This window comes from Vibrio algicola, assembly GCF_009601765.2.
Lineage (GTDB): Bacteria > Pseudomonadota > Gammaproteobacteria > Enterobacterales > Vibrionaceae > Vibrio > Vibrio algicola.
This window is the reverse complement of sequence record NZ_CP045699.1, coordinates 958103-976108: the sequence shown is the minus strand read 5'-3', so window position 1 is coordinate 976108 and position 18006 is coordinate 958103. Positions and strand designations below refer to the sequence as shown.

Here is an 18006-nt window from a genome sequence, read left to right as displayed (position 1 = left end):
TCAATATCACTTCTGAGTAAACTTAACGTTTATTACTACTCACTAACTCATAATTGGACAGAAGCGCGTTAGAGTATTGGTTCTAACATGCGAGATTGGGATTAGACAAAGTATCTTGAAACCTTAAACGCTTGTATGTGTAATTTTCTATGTACTTCCTTAAGGACTCTTTCGGTTCAAACAAAGGGCTAACTGGAAGTTTAAGATTCAGTTTTTCTATTTCTACTGCCGAAAAGCCAAAGATATTTTCAAACTCACGCCAATTACTTTTGCTGACTTTTTTTATGATTCGAGAGTCCAGCAACAACTGGGAAAACTCTTCAGGGCTATACCCCTTAGTCTCGGCAATAAAATGTTGTGCTGAGGAAATTCGACCTTGCACCAACGATAAATAAAACCTTGCGATGTCATTGACGTGGATGTATTGGTTATGACCTTGAGATGGTATAGCTACTTGAATCGTTTGGTCAGATAAAGAGTCGACAATTCGCTTTAGCTGACAGTTTTCACCGCCATAAACCAAACTAGGACAATAAACTACATGCCACTTCTTTTTAATAGCACGACCTATTGTAACTGCGTCCAGTTTCACCACATCTAAAGGCTTCAACCTAAACACTTTGAGGTCGTTGTGAGACGCATTACCGAATAGCCAAACGCCCGAAGTGTGAATTTTGGTCGCACCTTCAGCCGCTAGCCTATCCAACTGCGTTAGCAGCTTGGACTCTATATCAACTATTTCCTCTGGCGAAAATTCTGACCAATGTGGACGAGCACAATTTACAACAATATCAAAGTAACCAGATAAATCTGCGGGCACTTTAGTGAGCTTTCTAGCATCAGGTAGGACACCGCTAGCCCTGCTGTATGTCGAAACTTCAAAACCACTTTCAACAAACATCTTCGTCACGTGGCTACCAATATATCCATTGGCTCCTGCAATAAGTACTTTCATTCTTTCCCTTAACTTTGGATTACACATAACGCTTTTTATACTCCTATCATGCAGCCTTTTTAATCATTGATCAATTTACAATCAATGGGTTAATGATAGATATTGTGTATTAGATTGCAAAATGACGCATAATTTTTAAAAAGCTTACTTCGACACTCCCTCGGATAACTACAGGTAAGGCAAACGTACAATCACAGATTGTGAGTAAACTTTCGCGCTGAAAAGGAATGGGGCACAAACGTTTTAGAGACACGTCTCTGGGCAAAAACGCTTGTTAGTACTCAAGATCTAACAGCATTGGAATATCAATCATTCCTTGCCGATTTCTGATGCCCTCAGTGCGTTTAAAACCAAACCGTGAGTATACGCTTTCTGCATTTACCGCCGAGTTAACCGTAAAGATACCGCTGTTCCCATTTTTTATTGATTCTTCTTTAACCGCTTCCCATAATTGGCGGGAAAGCCCATTGCCCTGAAAATTATCATCGACAAAAAGGTGATATAAATGAGAGTTGTCTCGAACTCCAGCCACGCCAACCACTTCATCATTCGCAGTCACGGCAATAACATAGTTGTAATTGGTGGATAAATACTTTCCTACATTTTCCTCTGACATTGAATTGAGCAAAATATAGTGTGCAGACGCATCACAAGTAGGACAAATATATTTTTTTGCTAAAGGTAAGATTAATTCACTGATTGCCTTCGAATCACTGATTACTGCACTTCTGATATTTACGCTCATTGTTTCTCCTAATTGCTAAGAGGCGTTTGTATTCCATGATCACATAATGCCTTTCTTTTTACGCTTCAACAATAAATTAATAGGTTAGTGATAAAGATAATGGGGGCGGTTTTCTGTGTGGCATAATTTTGACAGCTACCGAATTTGGATAACTTTTCGTAGGGCAAAACGCATGCCCCTAAATTGTGTAAAGTATTTGCTCTAACGAACTTTGGGGCAACAGCTTGTCAGAATAGTAGCTAATTGAAACCCTAAAAAATAGGGTTCCTTTCGACTAACAATCAGTGCCTTCTGAAAGTAACAATGCGTCTTCTAATTCAACACCAAGATAGCGAATCGTGTTATCTACCTTTGTATGTCCCAGCAAAAGCTGCACCGCTCGAATATTTTTCGTTTTTGCATAAACTAATGTCGCTTTGGTTCGCCTCATTGAGTGAGTGCCATAAAGGTTAGAATCCAACCCTAGATCTGACGCCCACTTTCTGACTAGGTATCTATAGTACGAATAGCTAATTGGTTGTTGCTGTCGTCTTTGGCTTGGAAAAAGAAAATCGCTGGCGTTTAGCGAAGAAATCAAAATCCATTTCATTAGACTTTGTTGAGTTCTTGTCGTTATTTCAAATTGAACTTCAATGTCTGTTTTGCGCTGAATATGCTTAACACGACTAAATATCATATCTTGCGAAGATACATCGCAAACCCTGAGCGAGAGCAAGTCACTAGCTCTAAGTTTGCTATCAATAGCTAAGTTAAGTAGTGCAAGCTGCATCAAACTATTTTCAATCTCTAGTCTGGTTCTGATCCGCCAAATTTCCTCAAGCCGAAAAGGCTTTTTGACGCCACTTCGTTTTGTTTTTTTGAAAACCACCATGATGACCTCCTTCTTTATTTGGTCATCACGATTGTAGTTGGAAGGAAATGGACAAAAGTTGAGCCAGTGAATTTCCAAAATTTGCAACTGCTCAATAACTTTTTGTATGGCAAAGCGGGTTTTGGAAAGCTAGTGTGATGAATAAAATCGCATCACACTAGTAAAAAGGTTTGGTCTAGGGGGGGTAAATCTAACTTAAACTGCTGAAAATATTATTGAATTTTTCTAAGTCAACAATCTCATTATCTTCAATCCATAAAAAGAAATGACTCTGCCACCTCTGAGTTTTCTTTGCTGAATCGGAAAAAACTTTAGATTTCAACTCTCCACGGCTTGAAGTCCACGGCGGAAAAACTCTGAAGGCCATTTTTCCTTTAGCTTTATTTGAGGTTACAACTCCCTTATCAATCAAAGCAGTCAACGGGAAGATATAAATACCTCTCTTCGATATGTCGCAATCACTAACCTCAACAAAAAGATAATCTAAATCATGCTCTTCGTAAGGCATCGTCCTTCTCGGATCGGTACTATTTTCATCAGGTCTCTTCCATATTGATAGAAAATTACCTGGTCTATCTGGTGTAACATTCCCCTTTCTATAAAGAATTTTTTTTCCATCTATTGAGAATTCAAGAGCTTCATACTTACTATTCTGAGGATATCGATCTAACACGACAGGACTGGTTAACTCGCATCCTTTAGAGATGAAGTTATGACGTATAAACACACTTACCTGATTAAGATACTTACACTGAGACAAAATATTCCCCCTTCAAAAATTCGATACAACATAGCACATGTTAATGAACCGTTATCTAGTGAAGAAAGTTACACATAAGTAAAGAATCAGCACAAATGAAGGTTCTGGACATTTTTGCGTTACGTAATTTACCTTAATTAGGATAACGTTTAGTATAGAGAAATCGCTTGTTCAGATGTCTACTCCTGCTGGAACAGATCATGACTCATGTGTTATCTAATCGACGGCAATGACTTGTTCTATATGAGCTAGAAACCCTAAATGTAAGATATTGTATGGGAGTTGGTGATGTTCCATTTTCCATTCTGTATAATCCAATCGGTCGAGTATCTAGTTAGTCGATGACCACCATACTTAAATTTATTATTTAACACGTGGAGTGCAGATGAGTCTGAAATCAAACTTAGTCAAAGTGGGTTGTTTGGTAGTTGCAGTAGTTCTATTTTTATCAGGCTATGAACTTGGGGCAAGCATTACTGAGAATCGTCTGACAAGGCTAGCATATTCAGAAATGTATGGATGGGGAAGCCCACTTTATTCATGGTCGGTCACATCCAATAACAAAGTAATATCTCTCAAGTTACCTTCTGGCCTTAGGGGTAACAGTAGCTATATCGGGATGAGCAGTGATAGAAAAGCGCCTTTCGTCATTGTTAAAGAGGTTCCAAGTAAAGGACTCCGCTGTCTTAACGTTGAATCTAAAACCATTAAGATTAAAAATCAGTTTGTAAATGTCGAACAGCAATGTTTAGCAAATGGGTTTGTTCGAATATCTCCAATTTCAGAAGAAGCGATAGCTTACTTTCAATCAGTGCTCGAAAGTGAAGAGTTTATTAGCTTTCACCTAAGCGGCGAGTACATCGAGAACTTCAGAAGCAAACACTTTATGCGCTCTTTTGAGCAATATGAAAAAGAAATAGCAGCACTTAATAGAGTTCTATAGGGAGTGGTTAGTTTGCTTAATGACAAAGCCGCTTGATAATCACACAACGATGGTAGCGGTTTTTAACAAAATTTTGAACAAACATGGTTGTGTATCACCCTTAATCAAGGTGTATTGCTTGTTTATTGAGTCTAGTAAGTAAAATGTCTCGCAGCAGAGTCTATCAGCTTGCATCTCAGGCTACTTTTTCTAAGGTAAAGTTAGCTGGTGTCCTTGATAGTGAATTTTGCGCAAAAACGGAATGGGGCATTTATGTGTTTTATGCCCCATCAGCAGGCCTCTGGATATAAGTTTTCCTTAGTATCGTTTCTTTAACGGTCACACAGAATGGTAATTTTCCATCCACGAATGCAACTGCTGGGCTTTATTTAGAGCGATACCAATTTCTTCCAATACTGAGTCAAAACTCTGTTCTGCGATTGATATTTCAGGTAATGGTGTTTCTATATTTACTGATTTTCCCGACTTTATTATTCGATATCCACTACATTCCAAACCTTCAAAGTGACTTTTGATATCGTCAAAGTTGTCTGCTTGGCCTAGAAACTGCAACTTGATGACTTTGCCGTAGATCTGGTGAATGATTCGTATTTTTTTATTTATTGGTTCGGGATAGAAATGAATCCAGTCGTGCCCATTAGCTCGGGGTTTGGGTTGCTCAGGATTCAATTGAGGAAAATGTTCTGAGGCATAAGCTAAGTATTTTTGTGCAAAATCTGTTGTTTTAATGCAAACCGTCGCAACGTAACCCCTTCTGTTTTTTTCAATAGCATCTCTTAATGTCTGTGCCTTATAGAGTCCTCGCTTATCACCTTGGGCAGCAAGGTAAACCATTATTTCTTCGTATGAAATAGCAGCGTCGTATGGCTCAGCATTTCGAGCGATATATGCCTTTGGAGCAATGATACATGTTCTAAAATCTTGCCAAAGACCATCTTCTAGACCTCTGTTACCCCTAAGTCTATATATCTCTCCTTGTTGAGCCTGAGCTGAAGCATCTATCTTGTTTTCAATAAGTATTGCTTGTGAAGATAAGTCATCTGATTGATAGATATAAACTAAGTCTGACTCGCCTAGGTTAGTATCTACGACCGAGTGCCAAGCACCGAGCGTTTTTATTGAGGTTATTTCTTCGCGAACACGACAAACAAACCATTGAGCAAATGAGTCGGAAACATTAAGCTCCTCTAGCACTAATAAATCAACATCACGTTCATTAACACTCTGAAATGTGTTTAGTTCTTTCATTAGCCATAACTTTCCTATAGTTGTTATCTGGTAAGCGTCCACTTCCCTAGACATTACATTGATAAAAAAAAGTAGGTCAAATCATCTCACTATGATTTGTGAGGTTGAGCGCGGCTAGCAAGGAATGGGGCAAATATCATTTACACTAACACCTCACAATCGGCAGATCCCTCCCACCATGTCGTATAGTGAGGCGACAACCTTTCTCGCCACATTGCCCATTTTTCGTCGAACCCTTGCACAACCAAGAACACGCTATCGGTTCCATAACGCTGATTCAGTGCATCCCCCATTAACGCTGGGTTATCCGGTTACTCATTTAGAAAATCGACTTGGGTATTTTTACCATCCACCAAATCCAACAAACCTACGCCTAACTTAAAAGACTGCAATTATTGACTGCAAATTAAACAAAAAAAAGCTACAGTTGATAAAGTAACTTGTCAAATAACTAATATTAATCACTAAAATAAATTGTAGAGGTTGTTATGTCTGGAAAGTTTGAAATGTATACAGATGCTGCTGGTGAGTTTCGTTTTCGCTTGAAAGCCGGAAATGGTCAGAATATTTTAGCCAGTGAAGGATACACAACAAAAGCCAGTTGTGAGAACGGTATTGAATCGGTAAAAACCAATGCACCTGATGATTCAAGATTTGAGCGAAAAGAAACCGCGTCAGGAAAGCACATGTTTAATCTAAAGGCTGGCAATCACCAAGTAATAGGCACCAGTCAATCTTATGCAAGCATAGCATCAAGAGATAATGGTATTGAGTCTGTGAAAACGAATGCACCTAGTGCACAAGTCGAAGATCTCACATAAATAGCCGTAATTTTACGGTGGTTTGATTAAGTCACCGTAAATATATATTGATCGTTTAACTCAACACCTCACTACCGGCAGATCCCCCCACTTAGTCGTATATTGAGGCGACAACCTTTCTCGCCTCATTGCCCATTTATGCTCAATCCCTTGCGCTGCCAAAAAGACGCTGTCGGTTCCATAACGTTGATTTAATCCATCAAACACCGCCATTAAGCGAGGGTCGTCGGGCTTTGGATTCAAAAAATCAATCTGAGCGTGCTTACCTTCCACTAAATCTAACAATCCAACCCCTATTTTGTAATAACGCTCACCTTGCTGAAACATTGCTTTCGCCATTGCCATGACCGTATGAGTGAGCACGGTGGTATCAGAGGTGGGATACGCAAAGGAATGCACCATTTTATGTGATACCGGCTTGACATCATAAGGAGAGCTGGCTGCAAAACACATCAACACCTTGCATAAACTGTGTTGTTGCCGTGCTTTATAGGCCGCAATGGCGGTATGCTTGCTAAGTGCTTGTTGTAATGAATGCAAATAGACGATCCGCTCAACTTCAACGTTAAATTGGCGCTGCGCGACAGCCGGTTCAAGGCGAGATAAATCCCACGCCGTATGTACTTTCATCACTTTTAATTTGGCACTCAATCGTCGCCCAATCCCCCACACCTCACTCACATCGACCGATTTTAATACCTGTTGTCGCGCTGTCTCATTATTGAGAATGCACACCCCTTGATAGCCTTCGATTTTCTTGGCGGCATGGTTGGCAAGCTTGGCCAACGTAAGGGTTTCTCCCATCCCAACGCACACCGGCAAACGACACTCTTTCCACACCGCGCGACGGATCAGTGCGCCATGAGTTAGTAAACAAGGGATGGCTTGGTGACAGTGTCTCAAAGATAAGAATGATTCATCAATCGAGTAAATATGCTGAACAGGAGCAAAGCGTCCGATCACCGCCATCATTTTGGCCGAGAGATCCGCATACAGTTCATAATTAGACGATAAGGCGATCACCCCTTGCTTTTCACATAACTCGCGCACTTTAAAAAAAGGGGCAAACTTAGGAATGCCGAGTTCTTTGGCTTGTCGATTGGCCGCCACAATGCAGCCATCATTATTAGATAGCACCACCAAAGGCTTGCCACGCAGATCAGGACGAAACACCTGCTCGGCGCTGCAATAAAAGGCATTGGCATCGACCAGCGCAAACATGGTGTTAGCTCGCGAGTAAATAACTTGGACGATGACAGCGGATCGAGCGCACGACCACGCCTTCAATCGAAAATTGATCGTAATCGAACACCGCCACCGGTTGAATTTTTTCATTCGCCGACAGCAATAGTCGATTTTTCATATCAATGATTTTGCACACAAATTCACCATTAAAATTGGCCACGACCACATCTAGATTCTTGGCCACTTCATGGCGATCCACGATCAAAATATCCTGACTAAAGATGCCGACATTTTGCATCGAGTCACCACAAGCTTTGCACAGAAAGGTTGAACTTGGGTGATCAACTAACAAATCATCAAGCGATAAACTCAATTGAGAATACTCTGCAGCTGGCGACTCAAAGCCTGTGATACCGGCACCGGCGGAAATAGGAATGACTTTCATAAAACCCTTAGAACACTGTATATAACAACAGTGTTATTTTTAAGGATAAATACTCATTTTGCAAGTTATAAAATCATGAAGTTATTTTAATAGATACTCCTAACGCCATTTAATACTGAAAATAGAACAAAGCCCACTAAGCAGTGGTGCTTAGTGGGCTTTATCTTTTATATATTTTACTGCCTATCAGCAGGTATGGATGCTGTCTTCCAGATCTATTTTTAGCTGCCTACTCGGCAGGTCACCGCATCCAATTGATCTGCTCTTGAGATAGTGCATTTTTAGCTGCCTACTCGGCAGGTCACTATAAAAATTAGACGTAATATTATGCATTTTCAAGTTATTACACCATATAACGTTGAAAATACCTTTTTTATCTCAATCACTACCCTTTTGATTTTAAAGTAATGCATTATCAGTCTTTACAACATTGCGTTCTTCAGGTCTGGTACTGTTCCTTTCCAAGCTTGATTAGTTGCTAGGCCATAAGCATTAAAATTAGTATCCACCACTTCAACATTACTTTGCTTTTGCACATGAAGCATCATCTCTTCGCCGGTAGATTTACTGGTTAATGGTACTCGATGGAATAATTCAAATTCTCGTTCTTCATTCGGTTGCGGTGTTATCAATTTCCCCATAGTTTCAGCCCTTGATTGAGCACGCTTCATTCTGCGGCGCTTTGACCCAAGAAAACTTTTCCCAATAGTTTGATTTCGAACAAATCTGATTTCAGGCAAATCAGTAGGGACTGGTACCACGGGTGAGAGGTCAAACAGTTCTTCGCTTTTCATCAATGAAAAATAAGGCTGAAACGACAAACCAATCAACAGTTCTTTATCGTCTGCCACAAAAGCAACTGCATTTCCTAGAGTATCATCACTCCATAAAGGAAAGCTCACGCCCACTTGATTTTTACCGGTAAGGTTATTGTTGATAAAACCATGCAGCGTTGAGATACAACGACCGGCGAGTAAACCAGCATCCACATCCTCCAGTAAGAATTTAACAATGAAATAATACCGTTGCGTCATTGAGAGTCCTTACTACTATTGAATAACCCACCTTTGACTAATACCGACATAATAAAATGCACTTCATCTGGTATTGTTTTTGACTGATTTAACACATCAATCCAGTGCTCAGCTTGGCTTATTAAATAATAGAAATCCGTATTCAAACTCGAATGCCGCCTAGCGATCACATACTCTCGATCGGCTCCATACTCATTCACTCTTAAGGGTTTATCTGCATCGTCTTGCCACCAATCATCAATGCATTGAATGGCTGCCCCAACTTTTTGTGCATGAAATGCTACCGTTTCAAGTTCATCTGGAAGACATACGGTAGACAGTCGCTTTGTTGGCTTACCATTTTCTTTTTGATCCAAGAATTCTTGGCTTGGGAATACTTCATCACCCCAGCCCACACTAATGGTCGCTTTGATATCCATATAAAAATAATCTTGTGAACTGGTTAGTGCTTGAGTTAGATAATGGGTTAGTTTATTCAAAACCGTTGTCGATTTTTTATCCCACGAACCGTGCCAACTCAGTTTTAAAGCATTTTCAATCACAAAGGACGTTTGCTCGCTGTTAAGCACTTCAATCCTCACACCTCGACTTTCTCTATTTCGCCATAACCACGTTCCTAATAGGATGTTCTTGGCATAACGCTGTGCGAGTTCTTCATAGCCGCCGTTTTCAGCATATAACATTGCCAAATGAGTTAATGTCACTCTCACTTCCTCATCGGAACAGACCTCAGGCTTTAATGAATTAGCTTTAATTCGCAGTGAAAATGCACAATAAATCTCGTTAACGGTGGGTGGTACGTAACATTCTTCTATAAAATGGATATTACCTTGCGCCAATTCATGTGGTGCCACATTTTTACGTTTCAAATCGCCAGAGTATGCTTGCGAATAATCACCTTTAGAACCTCTTAATCGAGTCCTATCAATACTGATGGGCTGCATTTTTTGGTCATTATCGAGAAAGAAGAAACATGCCTTTCCTGAACTGAGTGACCTTACATAATTAAGCTGCTTACATAACTTCATCATTCACCACTCTTATGCTGTTGAAATCTCATGCCTTTGGAATAAGAATAGATGCTGAATAATTATGTTGCGTCCAAAATGCTTGCTTAAAAAAGTGATCCTTCGCACTAAAACGAACATCAATCGGATTTAGTCGCTTTGCTACACCTAATGTATTTTCGGCATAGGCATGAAGTGACGTTAATGAATTCGATCTGAGTGTCGGTTGTTCAAGAAAATGATATCCATTAGAAATCGGTATGAGTGAATCATCTTGTGCAAGTATTGATGCTAACTCAGAAAAACGGGTTGGTTGGAGATCCGACGGGACTAACCATACGCCATAAGCAGGTAATGATTTTATTCGATAAAACACATCACTTTGCTTTTGATAACAACAAAGCCAATTATCAGCTGAATCTAATCGAGGTTGGAATAACGCACCTCCCGAAAATATTGTGGGTAATGATGTTTTTAACTGACGCCCATAATCAGACAAGCGCCCAACACTTCTTACCTTTATCACCATATCAAACTCAATATCGACAAGGTTAGTTGCGATGATAGTCGGTCTTTTTGCGTGAGATAAGGTGCGTTTTGCCGCTAACACACTCGGCTCAGTTAACTTGGCCGTCATATTGATATTTTCATTGCGAATAAACACCGCGAAGCTTTCAAATTCAAACGTAGCAGCACCATCTAACGATTGATTTAATTGCCGTTGGTAATTATGAACAAATCCCCAAATCGACGTCAGTGATGGCGCTCCACATAAATACGGACAGCTCATTGCATTGGCATCTTCAACACGTAATGAACTTAAATGGATATATTGTTCTTGCTCGTCATGATTGACCTTATGATCACCATAATCATTCGGCGCAGCTTGTGGCGAACTTAGTTGTTCTAGTATCCATTTCAATTGAATTTTTAATACCGAAAGCAGCTCTGGGTGGTAAGCATACCTGCTGGAATATCGATTATTTTGTAGCGTTTGGTGTAAACGTTGATTAAGTAGTATTAATAATTCCGATAATTTTGATTCTGTACCATATAAAAATGGGTCGATGATAGGATCGTCACTGTCAATAATGTGGCTATCTAACTCCGAATCAATATGATCTCTTAATTCAATTAACGGTAATAACCACAACCCAATCTGCTTACGAGCAATACGAAGTTGATATTGCCTAACATGTTTTCGTTGCTTCCTTGTTTTAAGCGCCTCCGCACCACATAAATGACTAAGCACTTTACAAAATTTAGCATTGGTTAATTGATAATCATCGAAAAAACATTGAGTTTGATTTTTACTCGAAGAAAATGTGCGTTTTTTACTGGCTTGAACCTCAATCGGATAATGCAAGACTTTCATATTTCCACCCAGCGAACCACACAAGTTACCAATGCTGGGTGAATTAGGGAAATACATGGTTGTAAACTTCAATGTTCGACCTGATTGACGCGACATTCGTTCTAGTTCGACTTGCATCACATGGCTGACAACTGGCGTAATAGAGAGGTAGTCGTTATTCCATGGAAACCGAACTTGCTTGCTAAACGGATCTACCCTATTTGGCAGCGTTGAAGTCGGTAAGTCTTTTTCAATTGCATTTTTTAGTGCTTTAAATGCCGCAACTTTAAGCCCACAAGACTTTAATACTTTGAGCCAAAATTCATCTTGCTGGGCAATGAAGCAAAGAATATTAGTAGGATTGCCTTGCCACATAAACTCATTCAAAAGCCAAATCGTGTGTTTATACACCGCTGAGTTATGCGACCACCCCAAAGAACTCATTACACTGGTACTTGAAATGAAAGATTCATCGCAAATCAGTGGTTCCGCCAGTAAACGTTGTTTTGCAACTCTGCAATCTGGAAATTTAAGGTTATGAGTATGCATCCACTTTACTTCATCACAGCCGATCGAGATATTTTCAGGGTTCGATAAATATTGTTTCGCGCGTTCTTTATCTAACCAATTTTTACATTCCGGTTTAGTTAAAGATAAATTCACCAGAACTCGCAAGGCGTCTCGTTCGTTACCATCAACCTCGACAAGATCAGAATATGGCATAAAGGCTTTTTTTAATGCCGCTTGCCTATCGGTTAGGTTTTCAATTGCGATCAATTCACTTAACTTTGTCATATTCACCAATCCGGTAAGTACACATTCATGCCGTCGCTGCTTGAGCACATTCTGGCTAATTTCATCTCAATAATGCTTCGCAAGGTAAAAGCCGACTGTTGCGAAGCTAATTTACTGTGCAATTTAAGCCTAACCGCCGCTTTAAGCTCTCCAAACTCGTACAACCGATATATCTCATCGGTTGTACATGACAGCAGTGTAGAGGCTTCTAATGGGCTTAATAACACATCACCAATATTGGCTTGCTTATTACGAGGGTTATTAGCTATCAATTGTGTTAATCCATCCAATACGGCCATTAATACTGGATTATGATTTATTCGCCGGTTTGGTAGTTGCCGACAATCTTTAAGTAAAGTTCCAAAAACTTCATGAAAAAAGGTTTTATTCCAAGGACGAACGCGCACCATATCGGCTTTATTAAACGTTGCATTGAGATCTTGTTGTAAACCCTTCGGCCAGCTTTCACAATAGTGAACAAAGCTTTCCATATTGATACCTTCAAGCTCACCATAACGATTAACATACCAAAGTAAAAAACCGTATCGCTCTGAAATACTAATACTTGATGCCATTAACCCTGCATCATCAACCACTTCTCCCATTAGCCAACGAGCAACCTGCACTTGTGACACACCTGCTTGCTCCGGTATTGCCATTGTTAAATCATAACCACAATCACATTGAGTGATGCTTTCTGTACTTTGGTATTCAAGGCGAGTTTTGCATTCAGGGCAATGATGAAGCAGCTTGATATGATGAATGTGACAAGCTTGATGGGGAATAAACTGCCATTGCTGACGTATATGAGGGGATTGCGCTAAACATTGCGAACAAACTGGCGTGAAACGCTTTCTAAGAAAGGAAAAAGGATAATCAATATTATTACGAAATACGGCCTTGTAATTTGGCGAGAAGATAGCTTTAGAGTGAGAAAGCGGCGTATTCATGATATTGAACTGGGGTAACTCGAACTTCTTAGCAAGATGCATAAACACACGCACTCGCATTTGACTGCTTGTTTGTGCGTGATACAAATTCACACGGCTTAGCTCAAAGGGAAAGGCACCGGCCATTGCCTCGTGTTGCTCAAGCGTCTCGTGCCAAAGGTCTTCTGCGAAATGCGCAAAACGCTCGTAACCTTGATACTGGCTAAGCCGAAGTAAAAAGCTTTCGAGCGTTTCATCTGGGTAGTGGGTAAATTTGAATTCCATTGCCAACCTAAAACTTAGTTATTCTAAGTTTTAGTATTGACCAATATTTCACAAAATCAAATTGAAATAGTGACTTAGCTTACAGTTTTCGTAGATAAATCATTATTTATGTCAGCCACAATTACACCGCCTGCTCAACAATCGCATCGGTTAAATGCAGTTGGGTTTGTTGGGACTCACTGAGTTTGGTTTTGAGTTGGTCACAGATTGCCATGAGTGCATCGGCTTTGGATACGATCCGGTGTTGTTCTTCTGTTGGTGGCAAGCCAAATTGAATGCTTTCACAATTTGTCTTGTTTAAATATGCGATAGTTGTAGATGTAGCCACATTTTCTAAAAATTTACCTTCCACTTTAATTACCATACTTAAATATTCCGGTAACAATCCATTTAAAACTATAAATGCATGAACTTGTTGGTTTGAAGTAACAGAGGTTGTATTGATTGCGGTCAGTCCAAATCTTCCAACGCAGCTCATCAGTACACTTTTTTCAGGTATTAAACGAGCTGAATACTGCTGAACTTCTAAAGCAGTCAAAGCCAACTCAACATTAGTATTATCTAGATAAAAACCTTGTGTTGGAAAGGCTGGTAATGTCACCCAAGGTATATTCCCAGTGAAAGATTTTGGTCTATCTCGATTAGGTACTATTGACGGACACACTTGACCAGTTTGCACAGAAACCCAATTACTAGGGTACTGAATATCTGTATTTATAGGCTTCAACTTTGAAGTTTTCTGATAAATTTTATCTTTAATTAACTGCTCTTTTTCGGCTTTGATGCGCTCTAGCAGTTTGCTAGCTGGTTCGTCGTTTGGGTTTTGTGGGACAAGTTTCCCCATGACCGCCAGTTGTAAGATGGTTTGTTTGAGTTGGTCAATGCTGACTTCAGTGGTGAACAGTAGATCAAAATACGCCGCTAAGCGTTTCCAGTTTTGATTGAGTTCGGCTGCGTTTTCGCTTGCAACTAACGTGGCTAATAAGGTTTCCACCAATTGTTGATGAGCGCTGAGTTGTTTTTCAGTTTGGCTTTCAAGCTGATCACACAAGATCATCAGTTCATCGACTTTGGCTACTATGCGGTGTTGTTCTTGGAGTGGTGGAATTGGAACTAACAATTCTTCCCACTTACCTCTATTAATGATGGGAGTTGCTGAACCTGTAGAAATATCTAAAAGTTCTTCATAAAAAGTAATAGTTGATACTGCTAAATACAGATACTCAGATCTTATTTTAAGAGCTCTAATTGCATTGATTTGTTGATTGAATCCCATTGTTTGCTTTGCTATAGCTGCTTTTCCAATCGAACCTCCAATACAAACCATCAAAATATCACCCAGAACACACTCAGTGCTATTTTTTAATCCTTCTGCACTTAGAAACTTTTCTGATTCTAATATTTGTCCATTCAGTGTGATTTGTCCCGGCCCAATAAAAGGTATGTTACCCTTAAAATATTCGACTTTCTTAGTGTTTGGTGTTTTACCCGTAGAACCAAATCCTGTATTCCCCAGCCGACTCCACTCCCACCCATTCGGCAGTTCAAATGGCTTTTCTTCCTCACTGATCTCTGGCAAGGCTTTGGGCTTTTTGATTTTCTTATCTTTCACCAATTGCGCTTTCTCGATCGCAATGCGCTCAAGCAAAACCTCAGCAGGTTCATCACTGGGATCTTGCGGCACTAATTTGCCACGTACCGCTAGTTCTAAAATCAGCTCACGAAGTTTTTTAATACCGTATAAATCAATCTTCTTGCTTGAACCGCGACCAGAAGCGGATTTGCTTTTAATCGTCGATGTCCAGATATCTATATGTTCTGTAATAAGGGATTCAACATTATGTTCTCTTGAGTGTTCATTTGACATTAAGCTTGCTCTCCTGATTGAGATCCGGATGTAAGAGCTGCACCTAAAATATCTTTTAACTGGTTGCGTAATTCGCTAATCTCAGCTTGTTGGGTTTGGTACTCTGCCAGTAATGCAACAGGATCATGATTGACCACTTCGCCTTGATACGGGTTTTTAATGTCTAGGTTGAAGTTGCGTGCAATAATGTCATCAATTGACACTTTCCAAGCTTGATGGGTTTCGACACGGCTGGCAAACCCATCTTCTTCACAGCCCCACCAATCGATTTCCGCTTGAAATTCTTCAAACTTCATTGGCTTGGTTTTGTTGTAGTTCTTCACGCCTTCTGGATATGGGTGTTCGTAAAACCACACATCTTTGGTCGGCGTGCCTTTAGTGAAAAATAGAATGTTGGTTTTAATGCCAGTGTAAGGGTTAAACACCCCATTAGGCAGGCGAACGATAGTGTGTAGGTTGCATTCCTCAGTAAGCATTTTTTTGATTTTGGTTTTCACGCCTTCGCCAAATAAGGTGCCGTCTGGCAATACCACCCCTGCACGACCGCCAGCTTTTGTCTCATCGCCCGAATCCAACACCTCAATAATTAATTGTAGGAATAAATCGGCGGTTTCACGGGTTTGCATATCACTTGGGAAGTTCTTTTCAATGCCGTCTTCTTCGGTGCCACCAAATGGCGGATTGGTCGCAATCACGTTAATGTTGCTGTCCCAACTTGAAAGCGGCTTATTGAGCGTGTTGCCATGTTTGATTTGCACTGGCACTTCAATGCCATGCAGCATCATGTTGGTGATACACAATAAATGCGGCAGCTGTTTTTTCTCAACACCATGAATTTGCTGTTGCAACGTTTGGTGATCGGCGGCGGTGTTAACGTAATTCTCTTTCACATGGTCAAACGAACAAGCTAAAAAACCGCCCGTGCCGGTTGCTGGATCCATAATGGTTTCGCCCAGTTTTGGATCGAGACGATTAACGATAAAACGTGTGACGGCTCGTGGAGTATAAAACTCGCCAGAATTACCAGCACTTTGTAGATCACGCAGAATTTGCTCGTAAATATCACCAAATAAGTGACGTTCGCTTGAGTCGGTAAAGTCAATTTCATTCAGTTTGTTGATCACTTGGCGCAGTAGCGTGCCATTTTTCATGTAGTTAAAGGCATCGCTAAAGGCTTCTTTCACCACATGGCCGCGTGGGTTTAGATCCACTGGTGCGGTAAAGTTTTTCAGGTTGTAAAACAGATCATCATTCACAAACTCAAGCAGTGCATCGCCCGTGATGCCTTGTGAGTCTTGCGCCCAATTGCGCCATAGATATTTTTCAGGAATTGGCGCTTTGTAGTTGTCCAGTTCTAGCTCTAACTCTTCTTCTTGGGCATCAAATACTTTAAGAAAAAGTAACCAAGACATTTGCCCTAAACGCTGTGCATCGCCATCAACACCGGCATCTTTACGCATAATATCTTGAATGGATTTAATCGCTGAACTGATAGACATAACAAACCTGTTTTAACTGACTGAAATTTGGGTGGGATTATAACCTGTTCTATCGGTTTATTCAGCTTATACCTGTATTGTTTAGTGGGGGTTTGGCAAGCCTAAAGAGGATAACGGACAACCCGGTACGGTTGGGAATTCTTCAATTAAATGATTCAGCTGTTTGAACCATGTCGAATTAGGACCGATCTGTTCAATTAAAAACCACATGACTCGCATGACACCATAAAGACGCGACAGTGTATTTTCGTCACCTCTAATATCATCAAAGTATGCGTGACTGGTTAATTTTAACTGTTTTGAGGATTGTTGATTCCAGATCCTTGTATGGTGAGCACAGCGGTTTCGTAAAATATTCATTTCCATTAACCATGCTCTTAATACGTCTGTTTCTTTCTTATCTGTGATGCCTAATTTTGCACAAATATTTTGGCGATATTTATCTTTCAGCATGCCGTAATATTTCGATAACGTGCCAAAATCCCATGCTTCAATAACAACCCAAAATGGCATTTCTTTATCGTTTCTTTGATGCCAAACAATACAATCTTCACGGCTGCGTTTAATGAGCTTTTCATGTTTGTTTTGCCAATCACTCCACAAACTTCTTTTATTGCCTTTTCGTGTTAAAAATTTACCATTGATGTAATCGGCATCCTGCCATGCTAATGGATCCGGAATGTCATCTCCTGAACCCGGCATTTTCGCTTTTCCTCTTCCTAGTTCATGGGCAATAACAGAACGAATATACACTTCAATTCGCTCTAAACCATCGAGCATAACTAGCCTAAGTTGCTTATCAAAAAGATACAGATTAACAACTTGTTCAAACTGTGTTTTAGGTTCAAAGTGATTAGAACGTTTTGGCCGATTTAAAAACTCACAGTTGATAGGGTTCTGATTATCATCACGTTGAATTTTACGAGCGGGATACCAAAAACCACTGAGACGATAATAGCCTACTTGGGTTAATTTTCTAATAGCTCGTGGGGTATCAGCAATATGCATTCCTCTATCAGTGAGAATGTTGATTAATTCATCATATTGCTTAAATGGTTTTGCTGGAGTGAGAGGCATTGTTCGTCCTTTGAATCAACACAATTTTACAGTTGCAAAAACTTTTACGCTTCCAAATACGAGAACGCCCAGCCTTGATTCCAAAGTCATCTCTTGAGATAACTTCAGAAACAGGGGACTGGGCACTATTGGGATTAAGTATGCTTAAACCGCCTTAAACTGTCAACTACCGTTACAGACTGTCAT

At 40.1% G+C, this 18006-nt stretch carries 17 protein-coding genes; 2 read left to right on the top strand and 15 right to left on the bottom strand.

The features are described from left to right. Positions 1-82 precede the first annotated feature (82 nt). The 4 genes from GFB47_RS04455 to GFB47_RS04440 all read right to left on the bottom strand — a co-directional run bounded on the left by GFB47_RS04455 (position 83) and on the right by GFB47_RS04440 (position 3244). Positions 83-955, bottom strand: coding sequence for an NAD-dependent epimerase/dehydratase family protein (locus GFB47_RS04455; RefSeq protein ID WP_108092694.1), 873 nt, complete (start codon positions 953-955; stop codon positions 83-85). Between the two features lie 274 nt (positions 956-1229). After that, entirely contained in the window at positions 1230-1700 is a 471-nt protein-coding gene (locus GFB47_RS04450) for a GNAT family N-acetyltransferase (RefSeq protein WP_153446859.1), read from the bottom strand. A 274-nt stretch (positions 1701-1974) separates the two neighbouring features. Further along, complete coding sequence (locus tag GFB47_RS04445; RefSeq protein WP_153448149.1) at positions 1975-2571, bottom strand: tyrosine-type recombinase/integrase; 597 nt, start codon at positions 2569-2571, stop codon at positions 1975-1977. A 190-nt stretch (positions 2572-2761) separates the two neighbouring features. After that, positions 2762-3244, bottom strand: coding sequence for a MepB family protein (locus GFB47_RS04440; protein ID WP_153448148.1), 483 nt, complete (start codon positions 3242-3244; stop codon positions 2762-2764). A gap of 472 nt (positions 3245-3716) precedes the next feature. Between GFB47_RS04440 and GFB47_RS04435 the strand changes: the two genes are divergently transcribed. Next, positions 3717-4274: a hypothetical protein gene (locus GFB47_RS04435; RefSeq protein ID WP_153446857.1), complete on the top strand. Its 558-nt coding sequence runs from the start codon at positions 3717-3719 to the stop codon at positions 4272-4274. A gap of 318 nt (positions 4275-4592) precedes the next feature. Here the strand turns inward: GFB47_RS04435 and GFB47_RS04430 are convergent, their stop codons facing one another. Continuing rightward, positions 4593-5522 carry a PD-(D/E)XK nuclease superfamily protein gene (locus GFB47_RS04430; protein ID WP_153446855.1) on the bottom strand — a complete coding sequence of 310 codons (930 nt, stop codon included), beginning with the start codon at positions 5520-5522 and terminating at the stop codon, positions 4593-4595. A gap of 140 nt (positions 5523-5662) precedes the next feature. Further along, positions 5663-5815: a DUF4113 domain-containing protein gene (locus GFB47_RS16755; protein ID WP_153446853.1), complete on the bottom strand. Its 153-nt coding sequence runs from the start codon at positions 5813-5815 to the stop codon at positions 5663-5665. A 195-nt stretch (positions 5816-6010) separates the two neighbouring features. Here GFB47_RS16755 and GFB47_RS04420 point away from each other — a divergent pair, with 195 nt between their 5' ends. Further along, positions 6011-6343 carry a YegP family protein gene (locus GFB47_RS04420; RefSeq protein WP_153446851.1) on the top strand — a complete coding sequence of 111 codons (333 nt, stop codon included), beginning with the start codon at positions 6011-6013 and terminating at the stop codon, positions 6341-6343. A gap of 60 nt (positions 6344-6403) precedes the next feature. On the opposite strand, the gene GFB47_RS04415 is transcribed toward GFB47_RS04420, so the two are convergent. From GFB47_RS04415 to GFB47_RS04375, 9 genes are all read right to left on the bottom strand, one after another. Continuing rightward, complete coding sequence (locus GFB47_RS04415) at positions 6404-7564, bottom strand: Y-family DNA polymerase (RefSeq protein WP_153446849.1); 1161 nt, start codon at positions 7562-7564, stop codon at positions 6404-6406. A 4-nt stretch (positions 7565-7568) separates the two neighbouring features. After that, on the bottom strand, positions 7569-7973 hold the full coding sequence (locus GFB47_RS04410) for a LexA family protein (protein WP_153446848.1): 405 nt from the start codon (positions 7971-7973) through the stop codon (positions 7569-7571). A 422-nt stretch (positions 7974-8395) separates the two neighbouring features. Then, positions 8396-9007, bottom strand: a complete 612-nt coding sequence (gene cas6f / locus GFB47_RS04405; RefSeq protein WP_153446846.1) for a type I-F CRISPR-associated endoribonuclease Cas6/Csy4 — start codon at positions 9005-9007, stop codon at positions 8396-8398. Beyond that, a complete protein-coding gene (gene csy3, locus GFB47_RS04400; RefSeq protein ID WP_153448147.1) occupies positions 9004-10035 on the bottom strand; it encodes a type I-F CRISPR-associated protein Csy3 in 1032 nt (343 codons plus the stop codon). Before csy3 ends, cas6f begins: the two co-directional genes overlap by 4 nt. 28 nt (positions 10036-10063) lie before the next feature. Further along, positions 10064-12163 (bottom strand): type I-F CRISPR-associated protein Csy2, encoded by a 2100-nt coding sequence (locus GFB47_RS04395; RefSeq protein ID WP_153446844.1) that lies wholly within the window; start codon positions 12161-12163, stop codon positions 10064-10066. A 2-nt stretch (positions 12164-12165) separates the two neighbouring features. Then, on the bottom strand, positions 12166-13377 hold the full coding sequence (locus tag GFB47_RS04390) for a TniQ family protein (RefSeq protein ID WP_153446842.1): 1212 nt from the start codon (positions 13375-13377) through the stop codon (positions 12166-12168). Between the two features lie 121 nt (positions 13378-13498). Further along, positions 13499-15244, bottom strand: coding sequence for a restriction endonuclease subunit S (locus tag GFB47_RS04385; protein WP_153446840.1), 1746 nt, complete (start codon positions 15242-15244; stop codon positions 13499-13501). Then, complete coding sequence (locus GFB47_RS04380) at positions 15244-16743, bottom strand: N-6 DNA methylase (RefSeq protein WP_153446838.1); 1500 nt, start codon at positions 16741-16743, stop codon at positions 15244-15246. The genes GFB47_RS04385 and GFB47_RS04380 overlap by 1 nt, the downstream gene beginning before the upstream one ends. A gap of 81 nt (positions 16744-16824) precedes the next feature. Then, complete coding sequence (locus tag GFB47_RS04375; RefSeq protein ID WP_153446836.1) at positions 16825-17820, bottom strand: Abi family protein; 996 nt, start codon at positions 17818-17820, stop codon at positions 16825-16827. Positions 17821-18006 lie beyond the last annotated feature (186 nt).

Excerpts from the sequence above, each read along its gene's own strand:
- GFB47_RS04455 (WP_108092694.1), bottom strand. The coding sequence starts at position 955 with ATGAAAGTACTTATTGCAGGAGCCAATGGATATATTGGTAGCCACGTG.
- GFB47_RS04450 (WP_153446859.1), bottom strand. The coding sequence starts at position 1,700 with ATGAGCGTAAATATCAGAAGTGCAGTAATCAGTGATTCGAAGGCAATC.
- GFB47_RS04445 (WP_153448149.1), bottom strand. The coding sequence starts at position 2,571 with ATGGTGGTTTTCAAAAAAACAAAACGAAGTGGCGTCAAAAAGCCTTTT.
- GFB47_RS04435 (WP_153446857.1), top strand. The coding sequence starts at position 3,717 with ATGAGTCTGAAATCAAACTTAGTCAAAGTGGGTTGTTTGGTAGTTGCA.
- GFB47_RS04430 (WP_153446855.1), bottom strand. The coding sequence starts at position 5,522 with ATGAAAGAACTAAACACATTTCAGAGTGTTAATGAACGTGATGTTGAT.
- GFB47_RS16755 (WP_153446853.1), bottom strand. The coding sequence starts at position 5,815 with ATGGGGGATGCACTGAATCAGCGTTATGGAACCGATAGCGTGTTCTTG.
- GFB47_RS04420 (WP_153446851.1), top strand. The coding sequence starts at position 6,011 with ATGTCTGGAAAGTTTGAAATGTATACAGATGCTGCTGGTGAGTTTCGT.
- GFB47_RS04415 (WP_153446849.1), bottom strand. The coding sequence starts at position 7,564 with ATGTTTGCGCTGGTCGATGCCAATGCCTTTTATTGCAGCGCCGAGCAG.
- GFB47_RS04410 (WP_153446848.1), bottom strand. The coding sequence starts at position 7,973 with ATGAAAGTCATTCCTATTTCCGCCGGTGCCGGTATCACAGGCTTTGAG.
- cas6f (WP_153446846.1), bottom strand. The coding sequence starts at position 9,007 with ATGACGCAACGGTATTATTTCATTGTTAAATTCTTACTGGAGGATGTG.
- csy3 (WP_153448147.1), bottom strand. The coding sequence starts at position 10,035 with ATGAAGTTATGTAAGCAGCTTAATTATGTAAGGTCACTCAGTTCAGGA.
- GFB47_RS04395 (WP_153446844.1), bottom strand. The coding sequence starts at position 12,163 with ATGACAAAGTTAAGTGAATTGATCGCAATTGAAAACCTAACCGATAGG.
- GFB47_RS04390 (WP_153446842.1), bottom strand. The coding sequence starts at position 13,377 with ATGGAATTCAAATTTACCCACTACCCAGATGAAACGCTCGAAAGCTTT.
- GFB47_RS04385 (WP_153446840.1), bottom strand. The coding sequence starts at position 15,244 with ATGTCAAATGAACACTCAAGAGAACATAATGTTGAATCCCTTATTACA.
- GFB47_RS04380 (WP_153446838.1), bottom strand. The coding sequence starts at position 16,743 with ATGTCTATCAGTTCAGCGATTAAATCCATTCAAGATATTATGCGTAAA.
- GFB47_RS04375 (WP_153446836.1), bottom strand. The coding sequence starts at position 17,820 with ATGCCTCTCACTCCAGCAAAACCATTTAAGCAATATGATGAATTAATC.